16 protein-coding genes are annotated in these 16,076 nt (G+C 58.5%); 8 read left to right on the top strand and 8 right to left on the bottom strand.

The window, feature by feature from the left end; genetic code table 11:
- Window positions 1-5: 5 nt before the first annotated feature.
- Together CRI94_RS07175 and CRI94_RS07170 are read left to right on the top strand one after the other, a co-directional pair.
- Window positions 6-1,208, top strand: a complete 1,203-nt coding sequence (locus tag CRI94_RS07175) for an aminotransferase class V-fold PLP-dependent enzyme (protein ID WP_098075002.1) — start codon at window positions 6-8, stop codon at window positions 1,206-1,208.
- Window positions 1,205-1,747 carry a CIA30 family protein gene (locus CRI94_RS07170; protein WP_098075001.1) on the top strand — a complete coding sequence of 181 codons (543 nt, stop codon included), beginning with the start codon at window positions 1,205-1,207 and terminating at the stop codon, window positions 1,745-1,747. The genes CRI94_RS07175 and CRI94_RS07170 overlap by 4 nt, the downstream gene beginning before the upstream one ends.
- 32 nt (window positions 1,748-1,779) lie before the next feature.
- On the opposite strand, the gene CRI94_RS07165 is transcribed toward CRI94_RS07170, so the two are convergent.
- A complete protein-coding gene (locus tag CRI94_RS07165) occupies window positions 1,780-2,151 on the bottom strand; it encodes an energy transducer TonB (protein WP_179862196.1) in 372 nt (123 codons plus the stop codon).
- 644 nt (window positions 2,152-2,795) lie between these two features.
- Here CRI94_RS07165 and CRI94_RS07160 point away from each other — a divergent pair.
- The 4 genes from CRI94_RS07160 (at window position 2,796) to lepB (ending at window position 8,509) form a co-directional block, all read left to right on the top strand.
- On the top strand, window positions 2,796-3,455 hold the full coding sequence (locus CRI94_RS07160) for a deoxynucleoside kinase (protein ID WP_098074999.1): 660 nt from the start codon (window positions 2,796-2,798) through the stop codon (window positions 3,453-3,455).
- 13 nt (window positions 3,456-3,468) lie between these two features.
- Window positions 3,469-5,679: a hypothetical protein gene (locus CRI94_RS07155; RefSeq protein WP_143815328.1), complete on the top strand. Its 2,211-nt coding sequence runs from the start codon at window positions 3,469-3,471 to the stop codon at window positions 5,677-5,679.
- A gap of 286 nt (window positions 5,680-5,965) precedes the next feature.
- On the top strand, window positions 5,966-7,240 hold the full coding sequence (clpX, locus tag CRI94_RS07150) for an ATP-dependent Clp protease ATP-binding subunit ClpX (RefSeq protein ID WP_098074997.1): 1,275 nt from the start codon (window positions 5,966-5,968) through the stop codon (window positions 7,238-7,240).
- 204 nt (window positions 7,241-7,444) lie between these two features.
- On the top strand, window positions 7,445-8,509 hold the full coding sequence (lepB, locus tag CRI94_RS07145; RefSeq protein ID WP_179862195.1) for a signal peptidase I: 1,065 nt from the start codon (window positions 7,445-7,447) through the stop codon (window positions 8,507-8,509).
- A 66-nt stretch (window positions 8,510-8,575) separates the two neighbouring features.
- Here lepB and CRI94_RS07140 read toward each other — a convergent pair whose 3' ends face one another.
- Window positions 8,576-10,126, bottom strand: a complete 1,551-nt coding sequence (locus CRI94_RS07140; protein WP_098074995.1) for an SDR family oxidoreductase — start codon at window positions 10,124-10,126, stop codon at window positions 8,576-8,578.
- 314 nt (window positions 10,127-10,440) lie between these two features.
- Between CRI94_RS07140 and CRI94_RS07135 the strand changes: the two genes are divergently transcribed.
- Both CRI94_RS07135 and CRI94_RS07130 read left to right on the top strand, forming a co-directional pair.
- The gene (locus CRI94_RS07135) at window positions 10,441-10,647 is read left to right on the top strand and encodes a hypothetical protein (protein WP_098074994.1); all 207 of its coding nucleotides are present in this window, start codon (window positions 10,441-10,443) and stop codon (window positions 10,645-10,647) included.
- 186 nt (window positions 10,648-10,833) lie between these two features.
- Window positions 10,834-11,256: a hypothetical protein gene (locus CRI94_RS07130; RefSeq protein WP_098074993.1), complete on the top strand. Its 423-nt coding sequence runs from the start codon at window positions 10,834-10,836 to the stop codon at window positions 11,254-11,256.
- A 40-nt stretch (window positions 11,257-11,296) separates the two neighbouring features.
- Here CRI94_RS07130 and CRI94_RS07125 read toward each other — a convergent pair whose 3' ends face one another.
- The 6 genes from CRI94_RS07125 to yidD form a co-directional block, all read right to left on the bottom strand.
- Window positions 11,297-12,388, bottom strand: a complete 1,092-nt coding sequence (locus CRI94_RS07125; RefSeq protein WP_098074992.1) for a PAS domain-containing sensor histidine kinase — start codon at window positions 12,386-12,388, stop codon at window positions 11,297-11,299.
- A gap of 183 nt (window positions 12,389-12,571) precedes the next feature.
- Complete coding sequence (locus CRI94_RS07120; protein WP_245846106.1) at window positions 12,572-13,342, bottom strand: DUF6503 family protein; 771 nt, start codon at window positions 13,340-13,342, stop codon at window positions 12,572-12,574.
- Window positions 13,343-13,534: 192 nt separating this feature from the next.
- Window positions 13,535-14,416, bottom strand: coding sequence for a DUF2911 domain-containing protein (locus CRI94_RS07115; protein ID WP_098074991.1), 882 nt, complete (start codon window positions 14,414-14,416; stop codon window positions 13,535-13,537).
- A 203-nt stretch (window positions 14,417-14,619) separates the two neighbouring features.
- Window positions 14,620-15,099, bottom strand: a complete 480-nt coding sequence (locus tag CRI94_RS07110; protein WP_098074990.1) for a TspO/MBR family protein — start codon at window positions 15,097-15,099, stop codon at window positions 14,620-14,622.
- A 122-nt stretch (window positions 15,100-15,221) separates the two neighbouring features.
- A complete protein-coding gene (gene hisI / locus CRI94_RS07105) occupies window positions 15,222-15,614 on the bottom strand; it encodes a phosphoribosyl-AMP cyclohydrolase (RefSeq protein ID WP_098074989.1) in 393 nt (130 codons plus the stop codon).
- Window positions 15,611-15,973, bottom strand: a complete 363-nt coding sequence (yidD, locus tag CRI94_RS07100; protein WP_098074988.1) for a membrane protein insertion efficiency factor YidD — start codon at window positions 15,971-15,973, stop codon at window positions 15,611-15,613. The genes hisI and yidD overlap by 4 nt, the downstream gene beginning before the upstream one ends.
- Between the last annotated feature and the right edge of the window lie 103 nt (window positions 15,974-16,076).

Genomic DNA, 16,076 nt, shown 5'->3' with positions numbered 1-16,076 from the left:
TTTCTATGCCTGCATCTTTCTCCGACGACCTGGTATCCTCGCTACGAGAGGAGACACCCGGCACGCAACACGTGCTCCATTTCAACAATGCCGGTGCCTCTCTCCCGCCGCAACCCGTCGTCGATGCGCAAATGCACCACATCCGCCGCGAGGCCGAAATTGGTGGATATGAGGCCAAGGAAGAGGCAGAGGAAAAACTGGAAGACACATACGACGCGATCGCGACGATGCTCGGCTGTCAAGAGCACGAAGTCGCCCTCATGCAAAACGCGACGCGAGCCTGGGACATGGCGTTTTACGGCTTCCCCTTCGAGACGGGCGACCGGATATTGATCTCTCGTGCGGCCTACGCCAGCAACTACATCGCCGCCCTCCAGGTCGCCGAAAAGACCGGCGCCTCCATCGAGGTCATTCCATCGACGGAGATCGGCGAGGTCGACGTAGACGCACTACGAGAGATGATGGACGAGCGTGTGGCGATGATCACGCTCACGCACGTTCCGACGAACGGTGGCCTGGTCAACCCGGCTGCGGAGGTCGGCGCGATCGCACGAGACTGGGACGTGCCGTACCTGCTCGACGCCTGTCAGTCGGCCGGGCAAATGCCGCTGGATGTAAACGACATCGGCTGCACAATGCTGTCGGCAACCGGACGGAAATACCTGCGTGGGCCGCGCGGAACCGGCTTTCTGTACGTGCACGAGGACTGGATCGAGCGAATCACGCCACCGCTCCTCGACCTGCACGCCGCGACGTGGACAGGCCCGGAAAGCTACGCGATCCGTCCCGATGCGGCCCGATTCGAAACCTTCGAAACGTACGTTGGCGGGATGGTCGGCCTCGGCGTAGCCGTACGCTACGCACTCGACCTCGGACTCGAGGCTATTTTCGAGCGCCTTCAACCCCTCGCTGCAACACTACGCACCCGTCTCGACGCACTCGACGGCGTAACCGTTCACGACACGGGCACGACGCAGTGCGGAATCACCACGTTCTCGACCGACCGTATGGATGCGGTTGACCTCAAGCAGAAACTTCGAGAGCGAAGGGCGAACGTGTCGGTCTCCTCGCCGCCGTCTACACTGCTGGATGCTACCGCACGCAACCTGCCGAAAATGGTCCGTGCGTCTGTACACTACTACAACACAGCCGACGAAATCGAGACATTCACCGACCATCTCCAGAAGATCCTCCACGACGCCTCATGACGACCTCTTTTACGACGGAAAAGGTTCTGTTCGATGCACGCCACAGCGCAGGCGAGGGACCAGCGGCAAATACGAATTGGCATGTCGTGAACGACACCGTCATGGGTGGCGTCTCGGAAAGCTCGTTTGCTCGCACGGACGAGGGTGCCCGGTTCAGTGGGACAGTGTCGCTCGATCACGGCGGCGGATTTGCTTCCGTCCGGGCGCCGGAGCGAAACACGGATATCTCGAATGCGACTGGTTTTCTGATCGAGACGCGTGGCGATGGGAAAACCTACAAATGGACCGCATACACCGACACAGCAGGACCCGTCAGTTACCGAGCTTCCTTCACTCCGTCGGGCGAATGGCAGGAGATCTTTCTTCCATTCACTGATTTAATCCCATTTCGTCGTGGACACCAACTCGATTCGGCTCCACCGTTCGACGCGTCCCACCTGCGCACGTTCGGAATACTGATCAGCGACCGGCAAGCCGGTCCATTCCAGATCGACCTACGAACCGTCGCGGCTGTACGTCGACATCCTGACGAAGGATGATCCGGGTTGGTTTGCCCTTTCGGTTTGTCACGTTATCGGTCTAGCTCGAAGGTGACAGGCAGCGACATTACGACGTTGGTCGGCTCCCCGTTTAGCAGACCGGGGTCGAATTTCATTTTCCCAACGGCGTTGATTGCCGCCTGATCAAGCGCGCCATGGAGGCCGCGAACCACCTTGATGTCGACGGGCTTTCCCTCCGTTGTCACGATGAACTGGACGAACACACGCCCTTCGATACCCTGGCGCCGTGCCGAGTCCGGATAGTTCACCTGAGCGCGTAGAGCCTTCATGCCACCGATCATTCGAGGGGGGCGGTCGGCGACGACCACCGTGTCCCGCTCTGGGCTTACCGGATCCGCCTGACCCAGCGAATCCTCGGCTCCGTACCCTCCCAGCAGGAGCACACAGCAGACAAAGCAAGCGGGCAGATACTTGGATGTATGAGAAATCACCTCCATACCACTCATATTCTGTTACAACAGTAAGGGCTATCTTTAGGGACTAGATATCAACATAGTTCCCGTAACATATGGATAACACCCGGGTTTAGCGGTCCCATTCCGTTCCGGACGTTTCTTGACAGCGCGCTGAAAACCTGTTTGGTGGACAGCCTTCGGCCATCCATAAGGCTGGACCTGCCAACGGTCGGTCCTCGGGACGCCTGCGCGACCAGGCCTCGTTCGTTCCGCGCACCGTGTCTGTAGCACACGTGCCATACGATCACGATCAGGCATGCGAATAAACAGGAACGACCGAACTTACCTTTTTGGGCCCATCCGACAAACAGGTCTGAATGTGTTCAACAGATCCAAAAGGCCTCGGACACTCTATTCATGGCACCGATTGAAGCACGAATCAGTGGAGGGCGCAGCACATCCTGGCAGTCGTTCGTGGATTCAGCCTGCGCGGAATCGTCAAACAAAGTCTGGGCTTGAATCATTATTCTTACGCGTATGCTACCAGATCCGATGAGTAGTCGATAGGTTAGTGTACTCGATCCGGGTGATTCGCCCTTTTTTCCGTCGTCTCCGCATCCGCCCCCCTTCGCATGTCCGACCTGTTCGACTCCGCCCCGCGGAAGAAGAAGTACGTAGCCATTGCCGGAAATATTGGCGCCGGCAAGAGCTCTTTGACCGAAATCCTGAGCGAATACTTTGGCTGGGAGGCCTACTTCGAACGTGTAGATGATAATCCGTACCTCACGGATTTCTACAACGACATGCGTCGCTGGTCTTTCAACCTGCAGGTGTTCTTCCTGTCCAGCCGATTCAAGCACCAGCAGCGCATCGAAAATATGGAAGGGTCCGTCGTGCAGGATCGATCCATTTACGAGGACGCGGAGATTTTCGCCCGCAACCTGCACCAGATGGATCTCATGAGCCCGCGGGACTACGAGAATTACGTGGAGCTCTTTTCCATCATGACGTCGTACCTGAAGCCGCCGACGCTCCTGGTCTATCTCAAAGCGTCCGTTCCCACGCTCGTGAACCACATCCAGAGTCGGGGACGCGATTATGAGTCGACCATTCGCATCGACTACCTTGAGCGGCTCCAGGGACACTACGAGGACTGGATCTCGTCGTATGACCTCGGTCCCAAAATGATTATCGACGTAGACGAGCTCGATTTCGTAAACAACGACGCGGACCGTCGCGACGTACTCAACCGAATCGAGAGCCGTCTCTTCGGCCTATTTCCGGACGAATAGTCCGCCCCCGCTCGTGCCTCTGGCCCACCTGTCCGTCTCCAACGCTTCGATGGGACCGCTAACGCGTCGATCGCCACATCACGGGGTCTGCAGCGCGTTCGCTTCCGCTCTCCTGCTCGTCGCCCTCGCCTTCTTCATTCTGCCTGGGGTCGCCCACGCGCAGGGGTCGGACACGACGCGCGTCTCGCGGAACTCCGTTGCAACCGACTCGCTGGCACCGGCTGACGCACAGGAAACCCTGCCCGACACCGTCGCCGTCGACACGACCGGTGCGCGCCGCCCCGACCGCGATGGCCCGTTTCGCCCGCTTCCGTTCGTAACTGTTTCGCCCGGCCGAACGATCATAGATACTCTATCGGCGCGGCTCTCGGCGTCGAGCGTCTCCGAAATCGTTGGCCGAACCGAGGGAGCGTTCTTCTATGATGTGGGACCTGAAGGATGGCCTCATGGCGTAAGCTTGCTCGGCCTTCCGCCCCGTGCGACATCGTTTTGGCTGGAGGAGCGCCGCTTTCATGATCCGGTCAGTGGGCGGCCGCGCTACGACCTAACGCCGCTCGCCCTGCTGGAGCCGCTTCGCGTTGGCACCGATCTCGCCGGTGATCCCATCGCCGTGTACGCGGATGGACAGAGCTATGGTGGGGTCGAACCCCTGACGCAAATCCGCTACCGGCGCGACAGCAATGGATTCTCCCGCGTGGACGTTCTGCACACGCAAAAGCGAGAGTTCAGCCTCTTCGGCCCGCCCGGCATCCTCGACATTGAGTTCGGATATGGCGGGGCAACCGCGTCGGGCGAATACACTCCCGGTACCGAGTTCGACAAGTATCGCGGGTTCCTTGGCCGAGTGCGCTATCGAACGGGAGAATGGGCTGTCGGCATCAACAACTTTGCAATCCGGCATCGCGTCGCAGCTCACGGCGGAATTCCACCTGCTCAAGGTGTTTTTCAAAGTGTGTATCTCCGGACGCTGGGCCAGCCGCGCTACGAGACCGCCTTTCGGCAGACGGTCCGCAATGACCTCACCGCTCGTGTGCGCGGCCCCATGATTCCCGGCCTTCCATCTGCACAGGCATCGCTGACGTGGAGCTCCGATACGTTTGACTTCACGACGGGTTATGGTGAAACGGGCGCCGCCTCGGACACCAGCTGGGTGGTCAAAACGAACGCGCTGCATGGTGCATTGACGCAGCCTCTCCAGATCGGCCCACACCGCCTCTCGATCATCGGTCGCACACGCATCCAATCTCGCGCTCGCGGCACGACCCTGTCTAGTGGAGGCCGACGCGCTGAACTCCACGCGTCGATTCGCGACTCCGTTCGAGCAGCCGGAATCAACTGGATTCTTGAGGCCGGGGCGCATGGGACCGAGACCCAACCCTTCTACCCGTCAGCCTCGGTCCGCGCAGAGACGCGCCCGTTCGGAACGAATCTCTTTGCCGGCGCTCGCCTCACCGGACAGCGCTATGCCTGGATGGAGACCTCCGGCTTCGAGGGATTCGTCGAGCCGATCGATGATCCGGTCTCGTCTCAAACGATTGTGCTTGAAGCCGGACTTCAGCGTTCGCTCGGTCCATTCGATATCGGAATCCGAGGATACGCACACGAGCAAAGGAATCCGGTCGACCTGTACGCCACGACCAACGACATGACGCCCGCAGCCGCTCGGTCGGATACGGTTGAGGTCCTGTCTGCAGACACGCCCTTCCGGCAGGCCGGCCTCGTCGTCGATCTCGGATGGCGCACCCAGGCGCGCCGCGGCTTCTACGCCCGTGTCACCGGCACAGCCCACGAGTTCCTGAATGCTAACGCGTCTGTCCTCCACGCTCGCGTTTCACGCACCCTTCCATCGTTGCATGCGCGCGGCGCGATTGGCGCACGGTTTCTCCTTTTCCAGGACCTGATTTTCGATGCACGTATCGGTGGTCGCATGTGGTCTGAGATGAGCAGTCGACTCTTCCACACGCCTACCGGTCGCCTGGCGGTTCCTCCGCTTAACGCCCCCGAACCCTCGCTGCTCTCGCGCCCCATCAACTCTCCGTTGATCGGACCGGATGGTGTCCTCGACGTAAACATCGACATCGACCTGTACGGGGCGACACTGTTCTTCACGTTCGAAAACGTTCTCGGGGGAACGGAAGCCGACTTCGGATCGATTCTCATCCCGACGTATCCCCTCCCCGATCAGCAATTCCGGTTCGGCGTCTACTGGGCGATCTTCGACTAAGCGGTGACCGCCCAACGGTGCGACACGCGGCAAGAACACACTCCGAGACCGGTCGTCGACCGCATGCCCCCTTCTTTTGTGCATTTCGTCTCCGCCCAAAATGCACTCACAAACCGGGGATACCTGCTTGCAGATCCGGCATGCTATCTGTAGTATAGACAGTTGTGATAGCGCTTTCACAAACACCTCGATGGGCTGTTGTCGGGGTCCCGTTGCGCATCATTTCCGGCCCCGGTAATGCCTCTACCGTCGCCGGATCTATTCTCTACCCGATCCACCGCCTACTATGAGCAACCGTCGTACCGGCGATAACGTTATTCGGTGTTCCTTCTGTGGCTCGTCTGCCCAGGAGGCCAACTCGATGGTTGCCGGACCGGACGTGTACATCTGCGATCGCTGCATCCATGAAGCGTCGGGGATCGTCAAGGGCAACAAGTCGGGCCGGTACCAGGCCGGGCGCGGCACGGAAACGGCGCGTACGTCCCTGATGGCGCCGCACGAGATCAAGTCGGCGCTGGATGAATACGTGATCGGGCAGCACGCCGCGAAGAAGGCGATGTCCGTCGCCGTGTACAACCACTTCAAACGCATCGACGCCGACCAGTACGTCCACGACTTCAACGACGTGGAACTGGAAAAGTCGAATATCCTCCTCATGGGGCCAACCGGGACGGGCAAAACGCTGCTGGCTCGAACGCTGGCACGCATTCTCGATGTCCCCTTCTCGATCTCGGATGCCACTGCACTGACGGAGGCAGGATACGTCGGCGAGGATGTCGAGAGCATTCTGTCCAACCTGCTTCGCTCCTGCGACTTTGACGTCAACGATGCACAGCGGGGGATCATTTACATCGATGAAATCGACAAAATCGCGAGGAAGGCCGAGAATGCGTCCATCACCCGAGACGTATCCGGTGAAGGTGTGCAGCAGGCCCTTTTGAAACTGCTCGAAGGTACAGAGGCCGGTGTCCCTCCCAAGGGCGGACGCAAGCATCCGGAGCAAAGTCTCGTGAGCGTCGATACCCGCAACATCTTGTTCATCTGCGGCGGTGCGTTTGACGGACTCGGCGAGATCGTCCAACGACGCCTCTCACAGTCGACCCTCGGCTTCCGCTCGGAACGCCAGGACCGGATGCAACTCGACAAGGACGATCCGGAGATTTTTCAACATGTTGAACCGGACGATCTCCTCCGCTTCGGTCTCATTCCAGAGTTGGTAGGACGACTTCCCGTGACGACGGCGCTCACCACGCTGAATGACGAGGAGATGAAGCGGATTCTTACAGAGCCAAAGAATGCGCTCATCAAGCAATATCAGAAGCTTTTTGCGATGGACGGGATCGACCTCACGTTCGACGAAGACGCCCTGCAAAGCGTTGTTGAACGGGCACGCCGTCTGGGTACAGGGGCCCGCGGCCTGCGCTCGGTGATGGAAGGTATCATGCTTGACATTATGTTCGAGGTGCACAGCATGCAGGGCGTCGGGGCCGTCCGCGTTACGGAGAGTACCATCCGAGAGAGATCCGGCCCCATCTACGACGAGCGGAAGGCGAGTGCATAACGTCGCCGGCTGACGTCCCAGCCACGCACAACGGAGACGACTTTCCGCGTCTTCCTCTACTCGGAACGTAACATCCCTGCGGAGCGTCATTCCGCACAGCACTGAACATCGGCACCAACCCCGCGTCGGGATCGATTTTTGCGACGTGAGGTACAGAGGATGCGGATGTATCCTGTATGTTCTCCGTTCGTCGTGTGCTGTCGTATGAAACCACTGATTCCGCTCGACAGGTCGAGATCGCCGTTTTCACTCAGCGCATCGACCCGATCCACGCTTCGCGTGTGGAAAACGGCTCTTCTGTATGCACTGGGAATTGCGCTGTCACTGAATCTCTTCGTGGCCCGGCCGTTCGTGGTGCCCACCCCCTCGATGGCCCGCACCGTCATCCCGGGCGACTATATTCTGGTGTCAAAGCTACATTACGGGCCGCGCACCCCGATCACCGTGCGCTTGCCCTTCGGGGGGCCCGTGGCCGATGTTGAGCTTCCGTCGGTCCGGCTGCCCGGCTTTACGGCGCCCGAGCGCGGAGATGTCGTCGTCTTTAATCTTCCGACAGAGAGCGGACCGGTCGATCAGCGAACCCCCTACCTGAAGCGTATCGTCGCCCTCCCCGGCGATACGCTATCGATCCGAGACAAGCAGGTTTACATCAACGGACTCGCACAACGCCTGCCACAGACGGCTCAACAGCGATGGCGGGTCGAAATGACGGGTACGCAACTCTGGGTGTCTCCGGACGAGTTGCGCGACCTGGGTGCTGGGACGGCGTATGGTACCGACCGAACGGGCACATTTGAAGTCAGTGCGACGCGCGACGTCGCAGCTCGAATTCGGGAGTTGCCGGAGGTAGAGTCCGTACACCCGTCCGTCGTGGCACGTGGTCGCCGAACGTCCGTCTCTCTCTTTCCCGACGGATCCGGCAACACACCCGATCGATTCCATCCCCTTCGCATCCCAAAAGCTGGCGACACAATCTGGTTGTCCCCTCGGACGCTGCCCACGTACCGCGACATCCTTGAGCGCCATGAGGGCCGCACGGTGGATGTGAGAGCCGGAACCGTTTTCGTGGACGGCAAACCGACGAAACGATATACCGTCGGGCAAGACTACTACTTTACGCTCGGCGACAACCGCGACAATTCATTCGACAGCCGTTTCTGGGGCTTTGTGCCGGAAAGTCACATGATCGGAAAAGCCGTCTGGACGTTCTTCTCCTGGGATCCGCAATCGGATGCGATGCGCCCGGACCGTTTCGGTCCGCTCCGTTAACCGGACGGGCCCGAGGACGTCTTGATCTCTACTGGACGGAGCCCCTTTCGTCTCGGCGATGGAGCGTTACCGTCGGGCTGCCTCGACATCCTCCAATGTCGTCGTACCCGAGGTTTCTTCCGACATCTGCGACAGCCTGTACGCGCGGGTTTCGATCCGCTCTCGAAGGGCCCGCATCATCCCTGCGTACACGATTCGATGCGGAATCGCGATCATATTCCAGTAGATCGTTCCGGTCAGGCCTTTGGGTTCGAAGAAGACCTGCTGGGTCACTCTGCACCGCTCCCGCGCGATCGGTTCCACCTCGAACTGAAGCCACGCGCGACCCGGCAGTCGCATCTCCGCCCGAAGCCGGAGCATCTTTTCTTCCCCGACCTCCTCCATCGATTCGACGCGCCAAAAGTCGACGGCGTCGCCGACGCGAAGGTCCGTAGGATTGCGTCGGCCTCTGCGAAATCCTACCCCGCCGGACAACTGATCGAGCCAGCCACGTACGTGCCAGAGCGGGTCTGCATACAACCACCCGGTCTGGCCCCCGAGTGATTTGATGACGTCAAAGGCCGTGTCGGCGTCGGCATGTACGTTAATGCGACGCGTTTCCTTGTAGAGGCCCTCCGTCGTCTCCAAATCCGCCGTCATTTCATTTGCCCGCGGTGAAGACGAGCGCGCGCTGTTCCAGACGGTCGGGACCTCGTCGGACTCTGCCCGGCGAAGCGCTAGCCGCAGCGCCGCCTCGAACTTAATCGGCTCGATGTCGGGAAACATGGAGCGAGCACGATCGGGATCGTCAACGACGACCTCGTTGTCGAGCCCCTCGATAAGCGGGCGGGCGATGCTATTGGCGATCGGCGTCACGAGACCGACCCAGTGTGACGAAAGGCGCGGCGTGAAAAACGGTACCGCGATCAGTGTCCGCTGTAAATCGCGGACCTTTGCGTAGGCTCGAAACATGTCTCCATACGTTAGGACATCTGCGCCGCCAATCTCGATCGTTTCACCTGTACTCTCCGGTGTTTCGAGAGCCGAAGTCAGGTACTGGAGCACGTTTCGAATTGCGATTGGTTGCGTGGGCGTGCTCACCCACTTTGGACAGATCAGAACCGGTATTCGCTCGGTCAGGTAGCGGACGAGCTCAAACGATAGAGACCCGGACCCGATGATCTGTGCTGCGCGAAACTCGGTAACGGGCACGGGCCCATCCCGAAGATGGTCTCCGGTTTCGATCCGGCTGAGCAAATGTTCAGACTTTTGCTCACCCTTGGGGCGCATTCCGCCCATATAAATGATACGCTGTACCCCCTTCTTCTCAGCTGCCCGGCGGAAATTCGTGGCAATCTTTCGGTCACGTTCCGCAAAGTCCTCACCGGTACCAAGGGAATGAATTAAGAAGTAGGCGACGTCGATGCCCTCCATCGCCTTCTCGATGTCCTCCTCGTTCATGGCGTCTCCCACGGCCACGCGGACCCGATCGCCCCAGGGCTGAGCACGAAGCCGTTTCTCGCTGCGGACGAAGCAACACACGTCGTAGCCCGCCTGCAAAAGACAGGGCACCAGCCGTCCGCCGACATAACCCGTCGCACCACTTACAAGAATACGTTGAGGCTTGGAATCAGACATAACGCATGGACGATCATTCTAAGAGCCTGCGAGAAGCGGAAGAGTCGCCGAAGTGATATGCTGCGACTGTCACGATACGGGCGTTACGGGTAACTGGACGTGAGTGCTACGCCACCGCGACCGGTAGAGTTGATGGTCGTAACCAGTTCTGGACGTTCTGATTACGAAAATCTCTCACTATAAAGGCACTACGTTTCTTCACAGAGGTTAACAACTATCACAACAGGGGCGGTTCGACGCCGCTCGTGGTGGCGGTTCTGCCGCCTCCTTCTGTACTCAGAACGTCCTCTTTTTCAAACATTGGACACCCTCTTATGGCAGACACGAAGGAAGGAACAGAAACCTGGCCCGAGCTCGCTATTGGCCTGTACGATCGCCTGACTGGTCGCGGCGCAGAGATCACCTACGAGTTCGAAGATTTCGAACTGTTCGTACCCAGTAAGGTCGGTGGTGACGCTGACCATGCACAATGGAAAATGAACGGTAGTCTCAAAATTCGCACGACGGACAAGCGGAACTGATCTCATTTCGACCGTTGCGGGGGAGGACCCGGCACAGATGCTGAACCCCGATTCAGGACGCGCCTTGCGTCCGTCTCGGGGTTTCTGTGTCGATGAGCACCGTTGCCTCCGTCGTACTTTGTCCGCGCGTGCACCGGTTCGCAACCGGAGCGCCATTTCTTGTATGATCACTTCACGACTCGACCCATGCCTCTTCCTCTCGAAGTACTCGCGGACCTAACGCTCGCTATTGATGGTGAAGACATTCAGATCCAGGGAGATGGCGATGTTGTGGTTGTGGACCTCCCCTCCATCCGTGCAGGAAAACGTCTCCTACAGGCCGGCCCCTGGAGCGGAGACGTCCGACGCATGCGAACCGAGCAGTTCAACCAGGCGCTTCGCACAGCAGGAGTAACAATCAACGTGCAATACAAAGGAGAAACGATCGCACGTCTGGGCGAAACGGCCTCACCAAACGCCGTTGCCCACCTCTTAGACTTTGGGGAGGTCGAGCTTCACCCCGTCAAGGCGCTTCAGGCCGAAGCGCGTTCTCGACCGCTCGCCACCCTGGCTGTCGTTGGCGGCGCGTCTGCTGTCCTTGCGTACATCATCTCCCGTCTTCGGAAATAAACCGAGCGATCGGACCTATTTTCAGCACGTCCGACATGTGTTACGCATTTGGCGAGCGAAGGAGGTGTCGGTTCTTCAATGACACCTCTACGACGGTGCCGCGCTCCGATGGGCGGATTGTAAATCCGGCTTGGATCGCCCGCGCCCGCTGACGCATGATCCTCAATCCCATACCCGTGGATTCCTCCAAATCATCGGGGGAAATGCTTGTCCCGTTGTTCTCGATGGCAAGTGTTAGATGGCCATTTGTCGACGAGATGGTGACATCGATGATTGTCGCGCCACCGTGCTTAACGGAGTTGGTGATCGCCTCCTGCGTAATACGGTAGAGTTGCGTGGCCACGTCGGAGGATGCTATCGTCGTATCCCCGCTGGACTTGACACGGCATGTGACCCCGTACAACGCCTCCGCGTTCGACGCCAACTCCTTCAGCCCCGGCAATAGACCGTCGTCAGCCAGACTCACAGGATACAGCTCGCGCACGTGACGCCGTATCCGATCGAGCGCGCTGCGCATGTGACGACGCAGGTCGCCGAATTCTCGCGTCAATGCCTCATCCTGACGTTCTTCGACACGATTTTCCAGCGCTCGCATTCGCATGAGCATACCACTCATGGTCTGCCCAAGGTTGTCGTGCAGATCCTCGGCAATCCGTTTCTGCTCTCGCGTGCTCACGTCGAGCACCTCTCGTTCGACCAGGTGCCTCTCGGTGACATCTCGCTGCAAGGCTACCCAATAACGCACCTCTCCACTTTTAGACCGTATCGGACTAATCTCCCATTCGAGTACATACTCCGACCCGTCCTTTCGGTAATTAATGGCCTCTCCCTTGAAGTGGCCGTCTTCTCGCAACCGACGCTTCAGGAGGTCGAGCGTCAGTGGATCCGTTCGTTCGCCCTGGAGGATGCGTGGCGACTTACCTAATACCTCGTCCAACTCGTACCCCGTCAGTCGAGTGAATGCCGGGTTGACGTAAAGAATCGTTGGCCCGGGCTTCTCAAGCTCCGCACTCGTGAGTATGACCGGATCCTGGATCTGGTCTAATGCGGCAGCGAGGAGACCGTGAGAAACCGGTACTTCCGGAGGATTATCGAACGTTTCGGACACGGAGTCCGCAGTGGAGAGAGACATATTGCAACCGGCAAAGCGATTCGATGGAGTCACAAACGACAAGGGTTAAAGCCAGTAAGTCGTTTCCATAAAGAAAATCACCTGGGTTATTAGGCGCCTTAAACGAAATCCTCCTCCATCGTCATACATTCCCTCCCCCGCAGTGTCAGGGATGAGCGCATCCTGAACGAAACATTCTCATCATCATCGTCCGTCCCGGAGAGTTGTCACTCGAACGGAGTCGAGTTCTACACGCGAGACTTCCTGCAGCGTCGAAGCAGATAGGCGTCGGGCGTAATTTTCGATCGTAGACGGCGTGATCGTCGTATCCGTATAATTCTTGTAGTCGGCAATCCGCACGTTCTCGATCTCACGGACATTATACGCTTCGCGAAAACGATGTCCGGGCTCTTCATCTCCGCCCAATCCATACGCGTAGGCGAGGAAATCCATGTGGTAGGATTCGGTATCGAACCAGTAGACGAATCGATCCTCCCAGTCTTGCCCTCCCCCTTCGGACGCGAACGTCACTTCGACTCGATAATAAGGCGTGCTACGAACCGTATCCACGCCGAGTCGCTGCGCATTCACGGCCGGGTCCGACAGTTTGTACGGCAGGAGCGCGAAGTACGAGACGGAGTTTACCGTCGTGTTCATGCTCTCCCGTTCTTCCGCCGACAGGCTGACAGTGTCGCCGTTGACTTCACGGTATAGGCTATCATTCGACAGTACTTCTCGCACCGTCTGTCCCAGAGAGTCCGTCGTTCGACGCACATATCGGAATCTTCCTTCGTCGTGAACCAGGCGAAACTGAGCTCCGCGGAAGTCGAATGTGACCACAGAGGTATCGAGAACGGAACCGCCATGTGCTGCAATTGCCTTTTGAATGATCGAATCCGCAGAGATTGCGTCTCGATCGTTTGAAGTCGGCGATGTGGATTCGGAGCCACATCCGACGACGAGAAAAGCTGTCATCAGAAGGCACGCGAACAATATATAGCGCAATGCAGACGGCGAAACGTTAGAGTACATAAGGTGAGCTAAGAGGGAATGGGGCGTTTCGGTTCATAAAAATAGATTCGGCGCCCCGGGGATCCGGGACGCCGATCGAGTAACCCGCAAAAGGCTGGTTACATCATAACATGTTTTGCCACACCGGCGGCGAACTCATTTTGCCTTCCACTCTTCGAGAGCATTCTTGAGTCCCTCGAGTCCCCGAGGTGTCTCCTCCATGTTTTCCGCGAGTTCAACGGCACGCTCAGCCGACTCGATGGCGGACTGATAGTCGCCGTTCTTTGCCTGAAGGCGGGCCTTAACGGCCAGTGCTGGAAACGTCTCTTGTATCTCGAGCGAGGCATCGGTCCAGTCAATTGCTTCCTCGATCAAAATGTCGTTCTGAAGCGCATATCCTGCATATTGGAGAGGTGTTTGCCAGTTCTCAGCCGCGTCGACAGCACTGGCTGCCCGACTCGCGATCACCTCCTTCGTGTCGACGGTGATCTCGAGGGGAACGCGTGTCTCATCCCACATCAGGGCGAGCGTGGCCGACGAATCCGTCACGCTTGGAAACGCGAACGTGAGCCGCTCATGCATGGGCCCCGTCGTCGGCTCGGTGGTCACGCGAAGAACGTCCTTACTTTCCTCGTAGTTGTACGCTCCCCACTGCTCCACCGTGTCGTTAAAGATAAACGTCCACTCTTCCTCCCCCGGCACCGTAAAGAGCGAATACATGCCGGCGTCGAGCGACTCACCCTCAATTTGTACGGGCGTGGAGAAAGCGATGACGGTCGCCTCATTCGCACCGGTTCGCCACACATCGCCGTAGGGAACGAGCTTGCCGAAGACCTGGCGATCCCGAACGGCCGGGCGCCCATAGTGCACCTCCACGGTCGTGACGCCAATAGACTGGCTGACGCTCGCGTTCGGGCTGACGCGTGGAAGCATCGAGTTGCGCTCCTGCGCCGCCGCGGTATCTGGAACGACCATCGTCACCGCGAAGACAAGCATCGTGAGAGAAAAAACACTGGCGAATCGACGTATCAAAGTCATATCTGGATCGGAGCGAAAATAGAGGTGGAGATTAAGGTTGGGAGGTGAAAGCGCGTCGTGCTTCCAGACAAACTTCACGCTCAAGTACGCACCGAAGTTCGCCCGTTCAAAGATGGTTGCCTTCCGCCCGCAATGATTCGGACCATGCGCCGACGCATCGTGGAACGATCTAACCTGCTCGATGCCGTTGCTTTGACTCTACGCTACGCGCTGTTCAGCCACCAGAGCGACGCATTCAGCATAGTCGCGTATGCGACCCAGACGCAATAGGGAACCAGCAGCCAGAAAGCCCACCGGTCGACGCGGCGGAAGAGACGCATCGTCACCAGGATCGCGATGAGCAATGCGACAATCACCACGAGCCCCCACGCAATCGACTGGAAGCCGAAGAAAACGAGCGACCACGCACCGTTGAGAAGCAATTGCAAACCGTAGGCGACGAGAGCCATCTGTCCGGTTGCACGTCGAGCGCCCCGATCCCAGACACGCCAGGACGCGACTCCCATCATAAAATAGAGAGTGATCCAGACGGGCGCAAAGACGGCATCCGGGGGCGTGAACCAGGGCCTCGACAATGTCGGATACCAGGTCGTGACGGACGACTGCGTGGCAAGACCCGCAAGCGCCCCGACCGCTTCAGGAATGATCACAGCAACGACAAATGCGATGATCTTGCGAACCATGGTAGGCAAGCTCGTATGCTGTGGATGAAACGGATGCTAGGGGACATTACCGGACGGCGATCGCGGCGACCGACAATCGTTAACGCAACCACCTAGGCTAGTGGGGCGCGGCAGACTGCGCGTTAGCTATACGCTTCATCGGGGTCAAACACCATCTGGCCATCGTCTTTCCACCCGTCCGCGGTCGCGCGACGGTAGAAGCACGACTGGTGCCCGGTATGGCAGGCTCCGCCTTTTTGAGCCACGCTGAATAGCAACGCGTCGCCATCGCAATCAACGTGTACGGACTCGACTTTCTGCGTATTTCCGCTGGTTGCCCCCTTAATCCAGATCTCCTGTCGCGAGCGACTCCAGTACGTCATTCTACCTGTCTCGAGCGTCATCTCGAGCGTTTGCTCATTCATATAGGCCATCATGAGGACCTCGTTTGTTTCTGCGTCCTGCACAATTGCAGCGACGAGGCCGTCTTCATCAAAACGGACGTCATCGAGAAGAGCAGCTGGCTGGTCGATCATTCGGAGGAAGAAGAAACGTGGGAAGAGACAGGTTCATCCGCAGGGGACTGTGCATCGGATGTGCCGGACGGATCAGACGCATGGTGGCATTCCTCATGGGGAAGTGATTCCCCAAACCAACGCGGCGGATCGTAGCCATACCCGCCCCAGGGATGACACCGTCCGAGTCGGTAGATTGTCAGGATAAGTCCTTTTACGGCCCCATATTCTCGAAATGCCTGAATGCTGTACGTCGAACACGTCGGTTGAAACCGACACGTAGGAGGGAGATGCGGGGACAAAAGGAGTTGATACCCGCGAACAAGGCCTACAAAGGCGAGGCGCGGCAGTCGGTATAAAAACGAAAGGAATTGGCTCATTTTCGCCAGCGGATCAATCGAATCGATGCAATAAAGAAAACGACGGCCGGCGGCGTGAGTTCGGCAGGTCGACCTCACGTTCTCACGTTGTGATTGTTGAACG

Source organism: Longibacter salinarum, from assembly GCF_002554795.1.
Lineage (GTDB): Bacteria > Bacteroidota > Rhodothermia > Rhodothermales > Salinibacteraceae > Longibacter > Longibacter salinarum.
Note: the sequence above shows the minus strand (reverse complement) of the source record. Positions and strands in the feature narration are given on the sequence as shown.